The 16,952-nt window shown below is 69.8% G+C and carries 11 protein-coding genes, 2 tRNA genes and 1 other RNA gene; 7 read left to right on the forward strand and 7 right to left on the reverse strand.

The annotated features are described in order from the left end of the window. The first annotated feature begins 59 nt into the window (after positions 1–59). Complete coding sequence (locus Dac01nite_RS08595; protein WP_203655975.1) at positions 60–2,951, forward strand: sigma-70 family RNA polymerase sigma factor; 2,892 nt, start codon at positions 60–62, stop codon at positions 2,949–2,951. 8 nt (positions 2,952–2,959) lie between these two features. On the opposite strand, the gene Dac01nite_RS08600 is transcribed toward Dac01nite_RS08595, so the two are convergent. From Dac01nite_RS08600 to upp, 5 genes are all read right to left on the reverse strand, one after another. Further along, the gene (locus tag Dac01nite_RS08600) at positions 2,960–3,562 is read right to left on the reverse strand and encodes a DJ-1/PfpI family protein (protein WP_203655976.1); all 603 of its coding nucleotides are present in this window, start codon (positions 3,560–3,562) and stop codon (positions 2,960–2,962) included. Positions 3,563–3,572: 10 nt separating this feature from the next. Next, positions 3,573–4,847, reverse strand: a complete 1,275-nt coding sequence (locus Dac01nite_RS08605) for a multidrug effflux MFS transporter (protein WP_203655978.1) — start codon at positions 4,845–4,847, stop codon at positions 3,573–3,575. A gap of 280 nt (positions 4,848–5,127) precedes the next feature. Further along, positions 5,128–6,114, reverse strand: a complete 987-nt coding sequence (locus Dac01nite_RS08610; protein ID WP_203655980.1) for a ribonucleotide-diphosphate reductase subunit beta — start codon at positions 6,112–6,114, stop codon at positions 5,128–5,130. 30 nt (positions 6,115–6,144) lie between these two features. Continuing rightward, positions 6,145–9,111: a ribonucleoside-diphosphate reductase subunit alpha gene (locus Dac01nite_RS08615; RefSeq protein ID WP_444542495.1), complete on the reverse strand. Its 2,967-nt coding sequence runs from the start codon at positions 9,109–9,111 to the stop codon at positions 6,145–6,147. Between the two features lie 503 nt (positions 9,112–9,614). Then, entirely contained in the window at positions 9,615–10,256 is a 642-nt protein-coding gene (gene upp / locus Dac01nite_RS08620) for a uracil phosphoribosyltransferase (RefSeq protein WP_203655983.1), read from the reverse strand. Positions 10,257–10,291: 35 nt separating this feature from the next. Here upp and tadA point away from each other — a divergent pair, with 35 nt between their 5' ends. The 4 genes from tadA (at position 10,292) to arfA (ending at position 13,810) form a co-directional block, all read left to right on the forward strand. Further along, entirely contained in the window at positions 10,292–10,744 is a 453-nt protein-coding gene (gene tadA, locus Dac01nite_RS08625) for a tRNA adenosine(34) deaminase TadA (protein WP_373307243.1), read from the forward strand. A 212-nt stretch (positions 10,745–10,956) separates the two neighbouring features. After that, a tRNA-Ser gene (locus tag Dac01nite_RS08630) sits at positions 10,957–11,047 on the forward strand. 137 nt (positions 11,048–11,184) lie between these two features. Then, complete coding sequence (locus tag Dac01nite_RS08635; RefSeq protein WP_203655985.1) at positions 11,185–12,249, forward strand: DUF998 domain-containing protein; 1,065 nt, start codon at positions 11,185–11,187, stop codon at positions 12,247–12,249. A gap of 49 nt (positions 12,250–12,298) precedes the next feature. Then, positions 12,299–13,810: an arabinosylfuranosidase ArfA gene (arfA, locus tag Dac01nite_RS08640; protein ID WP_203655986.1), complete on the forward strand. Its 1,512-nt coding sequence runs from the start codon at positions 12,299–12,301 to the stop codon at positions 13,808–13,810. A 59-nt stretch (positions 13,811–13,869) separates the two neighbouring features. Here arfA and Dac01nite_RS08645 read toward each other — a convergent pair whose 3' ends face one another. Together Dac01nite_RS08645 and Dac01nite_RS08650 are read right to left on the reverse strand one after the other, a co-directional pair. Further along, a complete protein-coding gene (locus tag Dac01nite_RS08645) occupies positions 13,870–14,589 on the reverse strand; it encodes a LytR C-terminal domain-containing protein (protein ID WP_203655988.1) in 720 nt (239 codons plus the stop codon). Between the two features lie 33 nt (positions 14,590–14,622). After that, positions 14,623–14,710 (reverse strand) — tRNA-Ser (locus Dac01nite_RS08650). 64 nt (positions 14,711–14,774) lie between these two features. Between Dac01nite_RS08650 and ffs the strand changes: the two genes are divergently transcribed. Together ffs and Dac01nite_RS08660 are read left to right on the forward strand one after the other, a co-directional pair. Further along, positions 14,775–14,871: signal recognition particle sRNA small type (gene ffs / locus Dac01nite_RS08655), an RNA gene on the forward strand. 74 nt (positions 14,872–14,945) lie between these two features. Continuing rightward, positions 14,946–16,925, forward strand: coding sequence for a DNA polymerase III subunit gamma and tau (locus tag Dac01nite_RS08660; protein WP_203655989.1), 1,980 nt, complete (start codon positions 14,946–14,948; stop codon positions 16,923–16,925). Positions 16,926–16,952 lie beyond the last annotated feature (27 nt).

Here is a 16,952-nt window from a genome sequence, read left to right on the forward strand (position 1 = left end):
CCTTGCATACGCGTGTACAGGGAACATAGGGGGACCCTGGGTGGAGGAGGCCTGCTCGCATGAGCTCCGAGGCGATCGCACTGTGGACGGAGACGTCCAGCGATCCTGAGCTGATCGCCGGTGTACGCGCCGGCGATGCGGCTGCCTTTGGCGTGCTCTACGAGCGTCACGTGGGTGCGGCTCGCAAGGTCGCCGCACAGTATACGAACTCCCCGAGCGACGTCGACGACGTGGTGTCGGAGTCCTTCTCTCGAGTGCTGCGCGCCCTTCAGCGCGGCGACGGTCCCGACCTCGCGTTCCGCGCGTACCTGTTCACGATCGTCCGCCGCACCGGCATGGACGTGATCGACAAGGGCATCCGCACCAAGCCGCGCGAGGACATGACCCCCTACGAGTCGTCGCTCGGCTACGAGGCCTCCTCCGACGAGCCGGCCCTCGACGGCTTCGAGCACGGCATGGTGGCCGATGCGTTCAAGTCCCTCCCCGAGCGCTGGCAGGCGGTGCTCTGGTACACCGAGGTCGAGAAGAAGAGTCCCAAGGAGATCGCTCCGCTGCTGGGGCTCACCGCGAACGGGGTCGCCGCTCTCGCCTACAGGGCCCGCGAGGCACTGCGCCAGGCGTACCTGCAGCAGCACCTCAACACGTCGGACTCCATGGACTGCGTCGAGGCGAACACGCAGCTGGGCGCCTATGTTCGCGGCGGCCTCAGCAAGCGCGAGCACGGCAAGGTGGACGCGCACGTGCGGACCTGCGAGCGCTGCGGCGCGCTGGTCGCCGAGCTCGAGGACGTCAACCGTGGGATGCGGGGCATCATCGCGCCCCTGTTCATGGGTGTGATCGGTGCGGGGGCCCTCGAAGGCGGACTGCCCATCGGCGGCGCATTCGGCCCGCAGGGAGCCGCCGGCGCGACGGCGGGGGCTGGCGCCTCAGGTGCCGGCGCGGGCGCGGTGGGAGCGGGCGGCACCGCGGCCGCTGGAGCAGGTGCCGTGGGCATCGCGGGCGTCATCGGCGCCATCGCGCAGATCGCGCTTCCCGCTGCAGCCGTCGTGGGCGTGGTCGCTCTGGCCGTGAACGGTGCGAGCGTGCTGGGCTTCCTGGGTACGGACGATGACGGCGCCGGCGTCGCCGGACCGGTGGTCGTGAGCCCCTCGCCTGCCCCGAGCGCGAGCACGGGATCCGGCGCCGTGTCGCCCTCGCCGGAGCCTTCCGACGAGCCGTCCACGAGCCCGTCGCCAGAGCCGAGCGCAGGCGCCGACGACGCGCTGGACGCCGATGACCCGTCTGCCGGGACCGGCCGCGGCGACGCGGATGGATTCACTCCCGACCCGATCGGCGTGTCGAACGGCGGCTCGACCGAGGGCTCGACCGAGGGCTCGAGCGGTGGCGCGACCGGCGGCTCGAGCGGTGGCGCGACCGGCGGCTCCACGGGCGGCTCGGGAACGGGCTCCGGCGGCGGAATGGTCGACCCCGTCGACCCCGTGGACCCGGTTGACCCCGTGGACCCGGTTGACCCCGTGGACCCGATCGACCCTCCCCCCACCGGCACCGCCAGGCTCGCGATCGGTCAGGCGCCGCTCAACTTCATCGAGCTGTCGCGTTCGGACCCGAGCATGGAGATGGGCGTCTCCAACGGAGGCGACGGAGCCGCAGAGACGGTCACCGCGTCCATCGCCCTGCCCGATGGCCTCACTTTCGCCGCCCCCACCGCCGGCGGCGGAGCGTTCTCCGCACCGGTGGACGGCGATCTCGCCCGTGCCGTGGCCCCTGTGACCGGCACGACATTCACGCTCGGCGACTGGGAGTGCACTCTCACGGCGGACCAGAGCACCGTCTCCTGCGAGCTCGAAGCCCTCGATGCGGGCGCGGACGCGGAGCTCGAGCTGGACGTCGCTCTGCCCGACGGCGACCTCGCCCCCGACGCCCGCACCACCTTCGTGGTGGAGTCCGGCGACCAGCGCGTGGAGTACTCCGTGCGCACGGGCATCCAACTGTCCGACGACGCGCTCGAGCCCGTGTACGCGGGCGAGGGCAAGCTGGGGGTCGTGCAGTTCGGGGCTCCTCTGCTGGGCTGCGACATCGAGGTGCCCGAGTGTGAGCGGGCGCGCCAGTCGCCGTTCACCACAGGCACCGGCCAGTTCCCGTCCGACAACAACGAGTACCCGATGGTGCCGCTGATGGACGACGGTGGCGAGTGGGTCTCCGGAGTCACCACCGTGTCCATCCCTGCGGGCGCCACGGTCAAGGCCGCCTACCTTGAGTGGTCCGCCAACCGCGCCCTCGGCTCGTCCGGCAACGGCGGTGCGGACACGTGGGAGGGCCGGGTTCGCGAGGCTCGCTTCAAGACCCCGGGTGGCGACTACGTCGACGTGCGGGCCGATGGCTCGACGCTCACCACGCAGGGCCACCGGCAGTACTACATCTCGCGCAAGGACGTCACCGCGGCCGTCGCCGCGGCGGGTTCCGGCACCTATTCGCTGGCAGACATCGCGATCGCGGCCTCGCGCAACGACTCCGACCCCACCTACTACGCCGGGTTCACGCTGACGATCGTGTTCGAGGACGCGACGATCGAGGGCACGTCCCAGGTCACGCTCTTCGAAGGGCCGCACTGGGTGTCCTCGTCCGCGCCGGTGACCAAGCAGTTCGAGCTCGACGAGCGATCCGATGTGTCGCTCTCCTGGTCAGCGTTCGAGACCGATCGCGCTCTCGCCGGCGACACGGTCGACCTCGACGGCGACCGCTTCACCCCCGTTCGCGAGTTCGGCGACGGTGCGTCCGAGAACGCCGCGGACGCCCACGCCCACGGATCGCTCTATGCCAACACGATGGGCGTCGACGCCAAGCCGTTCGTGACCAAAGAGTCACGCGAGGAGGGTCTGCACCGGCTGCGGATCGCGACCACCGGCGACAACTTCCTGCTGGGCACCGTCGCCGTCACCATCAGGAGCTAGCGCACTCGTCAGCGAGCAGGGTCCTCGCTCCAGTCCATGTCGAGCTGCCGGGCCGTGCGACGAGCCATCTCGGCGCCTTCGAGACGCGCGACCACATGCAGAGCCATGTGCAGGCCGGAGGTGAGCCCACCGCTGGTGATCACGTCGCCCGCATCGGCCCACCGCACATCGCTGAGCGCCCCGTCGACCCCTGCGCTCCTCAACGCCGCGACGTCCTCCCAGTGGGTGGTGGCCGGCAGGCCGTCCAGGATGCCGTGCTGCGCCAGCAGGAACGCACCGGTGCACACGGACGTGGTGAGCTCTCCCGCCGCGGCGAGCGCGCCCACCGCTGCGCGGACCGCGTGATCGGCGAGGGCGGCATCGACGTCGATGGTGCCCGGGACGACCACCACGTCGAAACCGGAGGCGTCCTCCGCGGCGCTCAGAGCCGTCAGGGTCATCCCGCCGAACGCGGTGACATCGGCACCACCGGGACTGAGCAGCTCCACGCTGAACGTGGCAGCCCTGCCGTCGCGCTCCGCCAGGCGCGAGGCCGTGAGGAACACCTCGTACGGGCCGCCCGCGTCGATGAGATCGAAGCCGTCGAAGACCAGAATGCCGATGCGCGCCATGGCGCCCACTCTAGGAGACGACCTCGCTCGAGGCACGACGGCGCACGATGAGCCACAGCGACGCGTGGCCCAGGGCGAGCGCACCGATCATCACGACGGCCATCGAGGTCACCGACACACCGGCGGCGCCCACCAGCGGCGACGCCAGGCCGGCGATGCCCATGTTCAGCGCGCCGATGAGCGACGCTGCCGTCCCTGCTTCACCAGCGTGGTTGGCGAGTGCCGTGACCTGGACCGTGGGCATGATGAGCCCCACGGGCGAGACCACGAAGAACAGCGAGATCATCACTGGCAGCACCCCGGTGCCCAGCAGCCCGCACGCCAGCAGCGACAGGGCGCCCGCCATCATGACGGTCAGGCCGGCGGTGGTGACCGTGCGTGGGGCGAGCACGCGCATCAGTCGCGCGGAGGCCTGCGTTCCCACCACGAGCCCCATCGAGTTCACTGCGAACACGATCCCGTACTGCTGCGGCGTCAGGCCGAACTGATCCTGGAGCAGCAGCGAGGAGGCGGACAGGTAGGCGAACAGCGCCGTGAACGTCATGGCTCCCACGAACGCGACTCCCACGAACGCTGCGTCGTTGAAGAGGTGACGGTAGCGACGCGCGATGGCGGACACCTCGAGCCGTCCGCGGCGCTCGGCCGGAAGAGTCTCGACCATGAGCCAACCCGCGATGATGGTCATGACGACGCCGTACGCGGCGAGCGCCAGGAAGATGCCGCGCCACTCCATGACGTTGAGCAGCTGGGAGCCGATCACCGGCGCCAGCACGGGCGCGAGTCCGGTCACGAGAGCCATGCGGGACAGCATGCGGATCAGCTGCTGGCCGCCAAAGAGGTCGCGGACCATGGCCATCGCGACCACACCGCCGCCGGCGGCGCCGATGCCCTGGAGGACACGACCGGCCATGACCAGCTCGATGGTGGGCGCGAATGCCACGGCGATGCTGGCCACGATGTGCACGGCCGTGGCGATGATGAGCGGTCGCCGGCGGCCGAGCGCGTCGCTCAGCGGGCCCACGATGAGCTGTCCGAGAGCGAAGCCCACCATGGTGGCGGTCAGCGTGAGCTGGATCGCCGCGTCGCCCACTCCCAGGTCCGCTGCGACATCAGGGAAGGCCGGGAGGTAGAGGTCGACGGTGAACGGACCAAGGGCGACGAGAGCGCCGAGCACGAGCACGTAGGTGAGCTTCTCGCGACGGGAGAGGGTACGACCGTAGGCCTGCGCAAGGGATGCGGCAGTGGCGGCTGGTGTGGCCTTGGGGGCGTGGAGGTCGGAAGACACAGGGGTGCACTCTCTGAAGATCGGGCGGCGGCGCCAGGGAACTGGGGGGCCGCTCGCGAGGGTGCGGGAGGTCGGCCTGATCCAGTCAACGCCGACCAGGAAAGTCTAATTCCTACCTAGTGGTAAGTCCATCCAAAGGTGAGAATGCTCACGCCAGCGTCGACAGCTCTCTGACGACGGGCGTTCATCCGCACAGAAGGCGACGGCCCCGCGATGCGCGGTGGGAGCCGCTCGGGCTCCATCCCACGCGCCGCGGGGCCGTTGCCCCGGTGCTCGGTGTCTACCTCTTGGTGGCCTGCGCGTTCACCTCGTACGAGGTGTTGGTGGCCTCGAAGAAGTTGACCAGCTGCAGGGTGTCGTTGGCGGTCGCCATCCACTTGGCGGGGTTCGACACGTTGTAGTGCGGGTCGAAGCCGAGCTCCTCGAGCCGGCGGTCAGCGAGGTACCTCACGTACTGGTTCACGTAGTCCGCGTTGAGGCCGAGGATGCCCTTGGGGAGGAGGTCGCGGTTGTAGCGCTCCTCCATCTCGACCGCATCGAGGATCATCTGGCGGATCTCGTCGGCGAAGTCGGGGTCCTGGAGGTCCTCGTTCTCCTCGAGCACGGTGAGGATCAGGTTGATACCGAACTGCAGGTGCAGCGACTCGTCGCGGATCACCCAGTCCATGAGCGAACCGAAGTTGCGCAACAGGTTCCGCTGGCGGAAGGACAGCGCCACCATGAAGCCCGAGTAGAACCAGATGCCCTCGAGGATCACGTTGTATGCCACGAGGTTGCGGACGAAGTCCTTCTTGCCCTCGGTGGTGGAGATGTCGAGCGTCTCCTCCGTCATGCGACGGATGAAGTTGACCTCGAACTCCTCCTTCGCCGCCATCGACGGGACCGACACGTGGGACTCGTACGCGGCGTCGCGGTCGATCGGGAACGTCTCGAGGACGTACTCGAAGGACATGCAGTGGTTGGCCTCCTCCCACATCTGCTTCGCGAGGTACAGGTGGCACTCGGGAGCGTTGATGTAGGGGTACACGCCAAAGGCCAGCGCCTTGTTGACGAGCAGCTCGTTGGGGTTGAAGTACGACATCAGGAAGGTGACGGCGTGCTTCTCCTCCTCCGTCATCTTCTTGAAGTCGGCGAGATCCTCGCCCAGCTGGATCTCGTTGGGGAACCACGTGTTCGCGACGGCCTGGTTGTAGAGGTCGTACGCCCACGGGTACGTGATGGGCTTCAGCAGCAGTCCGTCCTGGATGCCGGTTCCGAGAATTGCCATGATCTGATGCTTCCTATCCTGGTTGGCCGGTTACTGGCAGGACTCGCACTGGAGGGCCTCCATGGGGTCCACGGGGCACGCCACACCATCCACGAGCTCGGTGTCGCCGTTCGGCGAGGACACCGTGCTGTCCACCACGTCGAGCACTGCCACACCCTGAGGTGCGACCGCAGCTGCGGTCTCGACGGAGCCCGTCGCGGCCGGAGGCTCGGTGGCGTCGGGCAGGGACGTGGGCGGCACCGCCGGCTTCTCGACGGGAGCCGAGGAGAACGCCTTCGCTGCGACGTCGGACAGCACCGATGCCGGCGCGGTCGCGATGGTGCTGGTCGTGGCCGGAGCCTCGGACGCCGGAGCAGCCTCGGCCTTGGCTGCGGCAGCGCCGAAGCCCTTCTTGGCCGGCGCCACTGCGGCCGGTGCGGAGGCCTCCACGGCGGGCGCCTCCGCGACCTCCGCGACGGTGCTCTCCGCGGTCCCGGCGGCCGATGCCTTCGAGGCGCCGAAGCCCTTGCGGGCGCCGAAGCCGCGACGCGACGGACCGCCGGTCGAGCCGCCGGAGGCGCTGGCGGCAGCCTTGTTGAGCTTCTCCGTCTTGTTGACGCGCACCGTCGACTGCTCGGCGGTGTGACGCGGCTTCATGTGGAGGTAGTACGTGGTCTTCACGCCGCGCTTCCACGCCGCGGAGTACAGGTCCATCATGTTCTCGACGTCGCGATCCGCGAGGTAGATGTTGCGGCTGATCGCCTGGTCGATCCACTTCTGGGCGCGTGCGGCGACCTCGATGAACGCGTAGGGCGAGAGCTGGAAGGAGGTCTTGTAGACGTCCTGCAGGTGCTGCGGAACCTCCTCGATCTGCGACAGGTCGCCCTGCACCTCGAGCAGGCGGTCCTTGACGTCCTCCCACAGGCCGAGCTCCTGGAGGTCCCGGACGAGGTTGCGGTTGACCTCGAGGAACTTTCCGGAGGAGGTGGCCCGCGAGAAGATCTGCGAGAACTGCGGGTCGAATCCGGGCGTGGTGCCGGCGACGAGGCCGATCGACGCCGTGGGCGCGACCGCCATCAGCGTGGCGTTGCGGATGCCGCCCTTGACCTTGGCGCGCAGCGAGTCCCAGTCCTGACGCGTGGTGCGGTTCACCTCGATCTCGACGCCACGGTCGGCCTCGGTCTCGGCGATGGTGTCGAACGGCACCTTGCCCTGCGACCAGCCCGAGCCCTCGAAGTTGGTGTACGCCCCGCGCTCACGGGCGAGGTCGGCGGAGGCGTCGATCGCGTGGAAGGACACGAACTCCATGATCTCGTCGATGAGGTCGTAGGCCTCCTCGGACTCATAGGCGAGCCCCAGGCGCTCCGTGAGGTCGGTGAATCCCATGACGCCCAGGCCGACCGCGCGGTTCTCGGAGTTCGAGTGCTCGGACTCGGGGACCGAGGACAGCGTGATGTCGATGAGGTTGTCGAGCTGGCGGACGGCCAGGCGCGTGGACTTCTCCATGCGCTCCCAGTCGATCTTGCCGTCGACGAGGTGCTCGGACAGGTTCACCGAGGCCAGGTTGCAGACCGAGATGTTCTCGCGGTCCTGCGGCAGGCAGATCTCGGTGCACAGGTTCGACAGGTGGATGGTGCCGGTGTTGGTGTTGAGGGCACGGTTGTTGATGGTGTCCTTCCACGTGAGCCACGGGTGCGACGAGCCCTGCAGCATCACGAGGATCGACTTGTACTGCTCGCGGGCGCGCATCTTCTTGAAGGTGCGCATGCGACCCGCCTCGGCCAGCGCGACGTACTCGGCGTAGCGAGCGGAGAACGCGGAGCCCACCAGCTCGACCAGGTCAGGGGTCTCGGCCGGGTCGAACAGGTACCAGAAGTCGTCCGCCTCGACGCGCTTCATGAACTCGTCGGAGATCCACACCGCGGTGTTGGCGGTGCGGGTGCGGCGGTAGGGGTCGCCCGAGTTCTGGCGCAGGTCCAGGAACTGGGCGAAGTCCATGTGCCAGTTCTCCATGTAGAAGCACAGGGCGCCGAACTTCTTGCCACCCCTGGACACGGCGCGCAGCGTCGAGTCGATGGTGTGCATGAACGGGATGGGGCCGGTCGAGGTGGTGTTGTTCGACTTGATGGGCGAGCCCTCGGAGCGCAGCTTGGTGACGGACAGGCCGATGCCGCCCGTGCCCTTGGTGAGCCACATGACGTCGCGCACGCTCTTGGCGATGTGCTCGATGTCGTCCTCCATCTGCATCACGAAGCAGTTGGAGAGCTGGGGGTACGAGGTGCCGGCGTTCACGAGCGTCGAGCCCGCGGGCAGGTAGTCGAGGCGCGAGATCTTCTCGTAGAACTGGATCGCCATCTCGGTGGGGTTGGCCTCGTTGAGCGCGAGGCCCATCGAGACGCGCATCCAGAAGTACTGGGGGACCTCGAGGGCCTTGCCGTGGCGATCCGTGATCATGTAGCGGTTGCGCATCGTCACCGTGCCGATGTACTTCAGCAGGTCGTCGCGCTCGTGGTCGAGAGCCGCGGCGAGTGCGTCGAGGTCGAACCTGTCCTCGAGGCGCGTGTCGAGCAGCCCCTCCTCGACGGCGTCGCGGATGTAGCCCGGGAAGCGTGCCTGGTGCAGCAGCGCGAGCTCGAGGTTGGTCTCGTAGCCGCCGAGGACGCGCTTGTAGATGACCTTGCGCAGCAGGCGAGCGGCGACCGTGTCGAAGCTCGGGTCGTCCTTGACGTTCTGGACGGCGACGCCGATCGCGGCCTCGTCCAGCTGCTCGGTGGTGATGCCGTCGAACAGCGTGATCGCGAGCTCGGACGCGATCTGCGTGGTGATCGAGATCTGGTCCGGCAGGCCCTCCGCGGCGCGCTCGATCGCCTTGTTGATGCGATCGGCGTTGTACGGCTCGCGAGTGCCGTCACGCTTGGTGACGTGAATGCCGGTACGGGACGGGTTGGCCTCTGCGACCGCATCCGCGACAACGGCGTCGTTGACGCTGTCCTGGGCGGTGTTCTCCGTGATCGTCACGTTTCTCCCCTCGCACATGTGCGTTGTTTCTGACCCGCGCGGGCCATGGTTCTGTGTTCTGCTGATGTCCGCTGGGGCCGGGGCGACGCCCACTGAGGGAGGCGACGTCGGGAGCGCGAAGCGTGATCCGACACTAACGTGGCCGGGGCGAAATCACAACCTTGTAACACCAAGATGTGGGACTTTTCTGGGAAGTGACCACTAGATGTTGTGGTCCTGTGGAGAAAGCTGTGTAAACGCTGTGGACAGCGCGGCGTGTCGTCCACACCCAGGTGCGAAACCTGGGGAACACTTGCCCACCGCGCGATCCGAGCCACCGCACCACTGTCTCACCGGGGTCTGACATCGCCGCCGCCCAGGTCACGACAGCGGCCACCCTCTCCCGCATCGGCCGGCTTGAAACACCACTGTCCGCGTGATCCGCGGGGCGCGAAGGGTCGCCGGGACTCGACAGTGAGAGCGCGCGCGATCACGGCGCGAGACGCCGCGCGGCGGGGTGATCGCTAGTGGTCGACGATCCCGTAGAGCCGGTCGCCCGCGTCGCCCAGCCCGGGAACGATGTAGCCCACCTCGTTGAGCCTCTCGTCGACCTGCGCGACCACCACGGATACGTCGGCACGGTCGCCGATGGCGTCGCGCACGTGCTCGATGCCCTCGGGGGCCGCGAGCAGGCACACGCAGGTCACGTCGGTCGCACCCCGCTCGAGCGCGTACTCGATGGCCGCGACCAGCGACCCGCCCGTGGCGAGCATCGGGTCGATGAGGAACACCTGGCGTCCCGTGAGGTCCTCCGGGAGACGGTTCGCATAGGTGACGGCCTCGAGGGTCTCCTCATCTCGCTTGAGGCCCAGGAAGCCCACCTCGGCGCTGGGGATCAGGCGCGTCATGCCGTCGAGCATCCCCAGTCCCGCGCGCAGGATCGGCACGATGATGGGCGGCGGGTCCGCGATCTTGGTGCCCGTCGCGGTGGTCAGCGGGGTCTCGACCTCGCACTCCTCGACCGTCACCTCCCGCGTGGCCTCGTACGCGAGCAGCGTCACCAGCTCGTCCACGAGGAGACGGAACGTGGGCGACGGCGTGCGCTTGTCGCGCAGCACGGTGACCTTGTGGCGGATGAGCGGGTGGTCCGCGACGTGCAGATGCATGGCTCCACGTTACCGCCCGCAGGTAGCCTGGCGAGGTGGAGAACTGGACCGAGGCGATGGGCGAGGCGCTCGAGCTGGCCGCCCGCGCATCGGCCGTGGGCGACGTGCCGGTGGGCGCCGTCGTGGTGGATGCGAGCGGCGCCGTGATCGGCCGGGGATGGAACCGCCGCGAGGTGGAGCATGATCCCACCGCCCACGCCGAGGTGCTCGCTCTGCGCGAGGCCGCCGCGGCCGCCGCGAGCTGGCGGCTCGACGGCTGCACGCTCGTCGTGACCCTCGAGCCGTGCGTGATGTGCGCGGGCGCGGCGCTCGCCGCCCGCATCCCGCGCATCGTGCTGGGCGCGTGGGACGAGAAGGCGGGCGCCACCGGCTCCCAGTGGGACGTGGTGCGCGACGCGCGCATCGGCGCGAAGGTGGAGGTGATCTCCGGCGTGCGTGCCGCAGAGAGCGCCTCCCTGCTCACAGCATTCTTCGAGGCGCGGCGCTGAGCCCATGACCGAGCGCCCCCGCCGGCGCGCCGCGCTGGCCCATCGCGCCGCAGATGGCGCTCACCCTCACCATCCCGCTGCTCGTCGGACTCGCCGTCGACCGGATGCGGGCTCGCGGTCGCGGTGAGCATCGCTCCCCTGATTCGCCGGAAGCACTGGGCGGTGACGCCGCCGATTAGGAGACAGCGTGAACAGCCGGTAATCTTTTCGGCGGTGACGTGTCCGAGCGGCCGAAGGTGCAGCACTCGAAATGCTGTGTACGGTAACCCCGTACCGTGGGTTCAAATCCCACCGTCACCGCCACAGTGAGAGCCCGGTTCCCCGCAGGGGAGCCGGGCTCTTGCTATTCCCCGGCAGGGCCGATGCGCCACGCCAGACACCCTTCCCGCGCCCCCACGGGCGCGCGCCTGTAACGTCACGTGGAGAGGGAAGGGACGCTCATGACGCCACCGGCAGAGCAGGGAGCGGGACCCGCGAGGGTTCCGTTGCGAGAGCGCGAGAACACGACTCTCGAGCTCACCGCCACCGGGCTGGCCGCCCTCGCCTTCGTGGTGGTCGCCGCGGTCGCGCTGCCGGTGTTCAGGCTCGAGGCCGCACCCATCTCCGGACCGGGCTCCGTGGGGCAGTACGCGGCCGTCGCCGCCGCGGTCGCCGCCGCCCTCGCCTTCGCGGCAGGTCGCTACGCGCTCCACACGCGCTCGCGGCCGCGCATGGGCGGCGTGCTGGACGTCGTGGACGTCGCAGCGCTCGCGCTCGCACACGGGATCATCGCGCTGCTGGGCTGGACGCTCGCCGCGGCCATCATGGCGGAGGCCTTCATCGGAGCGACGGTCTTCGCTCTGCCCGTGCTCGCCGTCAGCGGAGCGGCGGCGGCCGTGTCCGCCTACATCGCCTTCCTGTCCGCGGTGAACATGGGCCCGCAGCTCCTCGCCGTGGTGCTGGCGACGTTCCTCGTGGGCGGCGTGCTCGCGAGCGCGCTGACCGCGAGCGACCCCGAGTGGTGGATGCAGAACCTCAGCACGCTCGGGATCTCGGACGATCTCTCGGCGCGCGCCTTCAACATCACTCTCGTCATCGCGGGCTTCCTGGTGACGGTGCTGGCGCGCGTGGCCACGCGCGAGCTGCCGACGGCGACAGCGGGCGGCCAGCGGCGCGTCCTCGGCGCGCTCGTCCTCGTGGGCGTCTTCCTGGGCTGCGTGGGGATCTTCAACGTGGACACCCGGTTCTGGATCCACACGGCCGTCGCGAGCGGCATGGTGGTGGCGTTCGGAGTCCTCACCATTCGGCTGCGCGCCTGGGTGCCCGGGATCTCCCGCGCATTCCTGCCCGTGGGCTGGGCGTTCCTCGCCATCATCGTGGTGCTCGCCGCATTCTTCGCCGCCGGCTACTACTCGCTCACCGCCGTCGAGCTCGTCGCGGGCGTGCTGGTCTTCACGTGGATCATCCTGTTCCAGCGCAACGTGGGCGCGCTCGACGCTGACACCGCGCGCGGGGGCGCCGCCTAGGCGCGAGCCGCTGTTGGCCGCACGCGCTGCCGTGCGCCAGACTGTGAACGTGAACAGCGACGTCTCCATCATCCTGCACCCGGACTACCGCATCGGCACCGTCGACCGGCGCATCTTCGGATCGTTCGTCGAGCACCTGGGACGGTGCGTCTACACCGGCATCTACGAGCCGGGACACGCCACCGCCGATGCTCACGGCTTCCGCCGCGACGTCGCGGACCTCACGCGCGAGCTGGGCGTGACGGTGGTGCGCTATCCCGGCGGCAACTTCGTCTCCAACTACGTGTGGGAGGACGCCGTGGGCCCGGTCGAGCACCGCAAGCCCTTCCTGGACCTCGCGTGGCGCACCGTGGAGCCCAACACCATCGGCACCGACGAGTTCCTCCAGTACTGCGAGCGCGAAGGCCTCGAGCCGATGATGGCGGTGAACCTGGGCACCAGGGGCGTCGACGCCGCCGCCGCGCTGGTCGAGTACTGCAACGGGCAGGCGGGCACCCGCTGGGCGGATCTGCGCATCGCGAACGGTCGCGAGGAGCCCTATGGGGTGACGCTGTGGTGCCTGGGCAACGAGATGGACGGCCCCTGGCAGATCGGCCACAAGGACGCACACACCTACGGGCGCCTGGCGGCGGACGCCGGCAAGGCCATGAAGCTCGTGGACCCCACGATCGAGCTCGTCGCGTGCGGATCGTCCTCGATGTACATGGACACGTTCGGGGAGTGGGAGCGCACGGTGCTGTCCTACACCTACGACATCGTGGACCACATCTCCATGCACGCGTACTACGAGGAGCTGAACGGGGACCGCGCATCGTTCCTGGGCTCGGCCACGGCGATGGACCGGTTCGTCGAGCGCGTGGTCGCGAGCGCCGATGCGGTGGGCGCGCAGAAGCGCTCGGACAAGCGCATCACGCTGTCCTTCGACGAGTGGAACGTCTGGTACCTCGAGTCGCGCTTCGGCGACGCGACGGACCTTCCCATCCAGCGCGACGCCCCCCGCATCATCGAGGACCGCTACTCGGGCCTGGACGCGGTGGTGGTGGGCGACCTCATGGCGACCCTCCTCAACCACGCGGACCGCATCGCGGTGGGCTGCCTCGCGCAGCTCGTCAACGTGATCGCGCCCATCATGACCGAGCCGGGCGGCGACGCCTGGAGGCAGACCACGTTCCACCCGTTTGCCACGACCGCCCACCTGGCTCGGGGAGAGGCGCTGCAGCTCAAGGTGGACGCGCCCACCTTCGCCACCGAGCGTCATGGCGGGGTTCCGGCTGTCACCGCGGCCGCGACCGTCGATCCGGACACCGGCGCCCTCGCGCTGTTCGTCACGAACCGCACGGACGCGGAGCAGACCGTCACCCTGCGCCACCCCGGTGCGCGTGCACACCTCGAGGGGGGCAGGGCCGTGCTCGCGGACCACGACGGCGCGCGCGAGACCCAGAAGGCGGCCGAGGCCTACGGCATGGTCGACGCCCTGCCCATCACCCACGGCGACGGGACCATCACGCTGACTCTCGCACCAGAGTCCTGGACCGCGTTCCACGGCTCACTGGAACGGTGACGTTCACCTGACGCGACTCGAGCACCTGGCCGATGCGCGCATCGGTCGGTTGCGGGGCGTCAGCCCTCGTCGGCCTCGGGCTCGGGCGACGGGGTGGGGCTGGCCTCGGCCAGCGGGTTCTCCGGGAGGGTGCGGGGCGCCGGCACGGCGACCACGAGCCCGGCGGGACGGCACTCGCCGTCGGCGCTCAACGCCAGCTCGGGGCTGAGCTCGGGAGCGAGCGGCTCGCGCAGCACCGGGTTGTCCGCGAAGCCCTGACCCACCACCAGGTCCAGGGTGATGTCGGGTCGCTGATCGAGCACCAGCTCCGCGTCCTGGAACTGGCGGGCGAGGGTGTAGGCGTGCTGGACGCCGCTCTCGCCAAAGTAGATCAGCGCGATGCCGTCGTAGGGGCGAGGCCAGTTGGCCGTGCCCACGGTGACGAATCCGCGGCCGTCGAGCGTGCTCTGCGTGGTGCCGGCGAGTCCCGGGACCTCGGTGCCGTTGTTGACGCGCACCACGACCTCGCCCGGGTTCAGGGGCTTGTCGGCGGTCTCGTCCGCGGGGTTGGCGGGCGGGGGGCACACGAGCGTCACGTCCTCCGCCAGGCCCGAGTCCGGGGTGTTGAACTGCGCGTCGAATGGCCCGTCGACCTCGCCTCGGTACACCGCCGATGCGGCGAACGTGAGCGCCGCGATCGCGATGATGATGACGCCGAACACCACCAGCTGGCGCTCGCGCCGATGGCGGCGCACGGCCTTGCGGCGCTTGGCATCGCTGCCTGTCGGCGCTCGGTTCACGAATCCCCCACTCGGGTGCAGCAAGGACGTCTCTGGCGGAGGATAGGGGATTCGAACCCCTGAGGGCTTGCACCCAACACGCTTTCCAAGCGTGCGCCATAGGCCACTAGGCGAATCCTCCAGGCCCGTAGATGCTACCCGAGCATCGGCGTTCCTACTAATTGCGCCGTGACGTTAGACTGTTCGGCGACCCCTCACGTGGCGATATCTCGCCCAACTCCCCCAGGGCAGGAATGCAGCAAGGGTAAGCGGGCTCTGTCGGGTGCGTGGGGGGTCCTTCCATGCCCGGAGCCTCCGGCGCTGTCGCGTGTGGACGCCCGATGCGCGTGTCACCAGCCGCCACTAGAGTCTGTGGGGTGACCACCGCCCTGTATCGCCGCTACCGCCCCGACGCCTTTGCCGACGTGGTGGGACAGGAGCACGTGACCGCTCCGCTCATGCAGGCGCTGCGCGCGGACCGCGTCAACCACGCGTACCTGTTCTCGGGTCCGCGCGGCTGCGGCAAGACCACCTCCGCCCGCATCCTCGCCCGCTGCCTCAACTGCGTCGAGGGCCCTACGGACACGCCCTGCGGCACGTGCGACTCGTGCGTCGAGCTCGCGCGTGGCGGCTCCGGCTCGGTGGACGTGGTCGAGATCGACGCCGCGTCGCACAACGGCGTGGACGACGCCAGGGAGCTGCGTGAGCGCGCGGCCTTCGCGCCCGCTCGCGACCGCTACAAGATCTTCATCCTCGACGAGGCGCACATGGTGACCACGCAGGGCTTCAACGCCCTGCTCAAGCTGGTCGAGGAGCCGCCGCCACACGTGCGCTTCATCTTCGCGACCACCGAGCCGGAGAAGGTCATCGGGACCATCCGCTCGCGCACTCACCATTACCCCTTCCGTCTGGTGCCTCCCGCCGTGCTCACCGACTACCTGGCGCAGCTGTGCGAGGCGGAGGAGGTCCAGGTCGCCGGCGGCGTGCTCCCGCTCGTCGTCCGTGCCGGCGGCGGCTCGGTGCGTGACTCCCTGTCCGTCCTGGACCAGCTGATGGCTGGCTCCGGCGACGAGGGCGTCACGTACGAGCGCGCCATCGCGCTGCTCGGCTTCACCGATGCGACCCTGCTCGACGACGCGGTGGATGCGATCGCCGCAGGCGACGGAGCATCGCTGTTCGACGTGGTGGACCGCGTGATCGGCACCGGGCACGAACCCCGCCGGTTCGTGGAGGACCTCCTCGAGCGGCTGCGCGACCTCATCCTGCTGTGCGCCGCGGGTGCCGAGGGCGCGAAGACCATGGGCGAGGTGCCCACGGACCAGCGCGAGCGCATGGCGGACCAGGCCCGGCGCCTGGGGCTCGCGCGCGCCTCCCAGGCCGGCGACCTCATCAATGACGCCCTCACGCACATGGTGGGCGCCACCTCGCCCCGCCTGCATCTCGAGCTCCTGTGCGCTCGCCTGGTGGCCGCTGCGAGCAGCGCACCCGCGAGCGCTGCGGTCCCTGCCGTCGCAGCCCCCCTCCCGGCATCTGCGCCCGCTCCGGCCGCCTCAGCCACGACGACCGTGGGCAGCGCCGGTTCAGCAGGCGCCGACGGCGGCGCGGCACAGGCGCGCGCGGCGGTCGCCGCGGCGCGCGATCAGGCCGCTGCGCCGAGCGCACCGTCCGCGCCAGCGCCAACGCCAGCGACACCCGCTGCACCTGCTCCCGTCGCGGCGCCGGCTCCTGCGGCGAACGCAACTCCGACCCCGGAGTCCACGGAGCCCGAGCCGGTGCGCGCGCCCACCGGCGATGTCGCCGGTGGCGCCGAGGATGCGGAGCTGGTGCGCCGCCGCTGGCCCGAGGTCCTCGGCACTCTCGAGCGTCGCCGCGTCACCTGGTCCATGGTGAGCCAGAGCGCGCAGGTGGCCTCGGTCGACGCGGGCGTGCTGACCCTGGCCTTCGACAATGCCGCTCTCGCCTCGCGCTTCACTGGCAGCGCTCACGCGGAGAACGTCGCCCTCGCCGTGCGCGAGACGCTCGGACTGCACGTGCGCGTGGAGGCGACCGTGGGGCCGCAGGGCCCAGCGCGCGCGGCCGCTGCGGCGCCTGCTGCGGCTGTCGCTTCCGGGACCGGCGCGGCCGGCGTCGCCGCCGGTCCCGCCGCCGCCGTGATGGCGGCCGCCAGCGCACGCTCGGCGCCCACCGCCGCATCCGCCCCGCATGCCCCCAGCACCGCAGTCGAGGAGCCGCCCCCGTGGGACGAGCCCCCGCCCGAGGAGGACATCGCGCCTGATGACGAGGCAGCACCCGACGCCCAGCTGTCCGGTGCGGATGTCGTGGCACAGATGCTCGGCGGGACCATCATCGAGGACTGACGGACCCGCGTGAACGAGCGTCCGCGA

The organism is Demequina activiva, assembly GCF_016862815.1.
Lineage (GTDB): Bacteria > Actinomycetota > Actinomycetes > Actinomycetales > Demequinaceae > Demequina > Demequina activiva.

Coding starts and splice junctions, on each gene's coding strand:
- upp (WP_203655983.1), bottom strand. CDS start 10,256: ATGCATCTGCACGTCGCGGACCACCCGCTCATCCGCCACAAGGTCACC.
- Dac01nite_RS08600 (WP_203655976.1), bottom strand. CDS start 3,562: ATGGCGCGCATCGGCATTCTGGTCTTCGACGGCTTCGATCTCATCGAC.
- Dac01nite_RS08610 (WP_203655980.1), bottom strand. CDS start 6,114: ATGGCAATTCTCGGAACCGGCATCCAGGACGGACTGCTGCTGAAGCCC.
- Dac01nite_RS08595 (WP_203655975.1), top strand. CDS start 60: ATGAGCTCCGAGGCGATCGCACTGTGGACGGAGACGTCCAGCGATCCT.
- Dac01nite_RS08635 (WP_203655985.1), top strand. CDS start 11,185: ATGACGCCACCGGCAGAGCAGGGAGCGGGACCCGCGAGGGTTCCGTTG.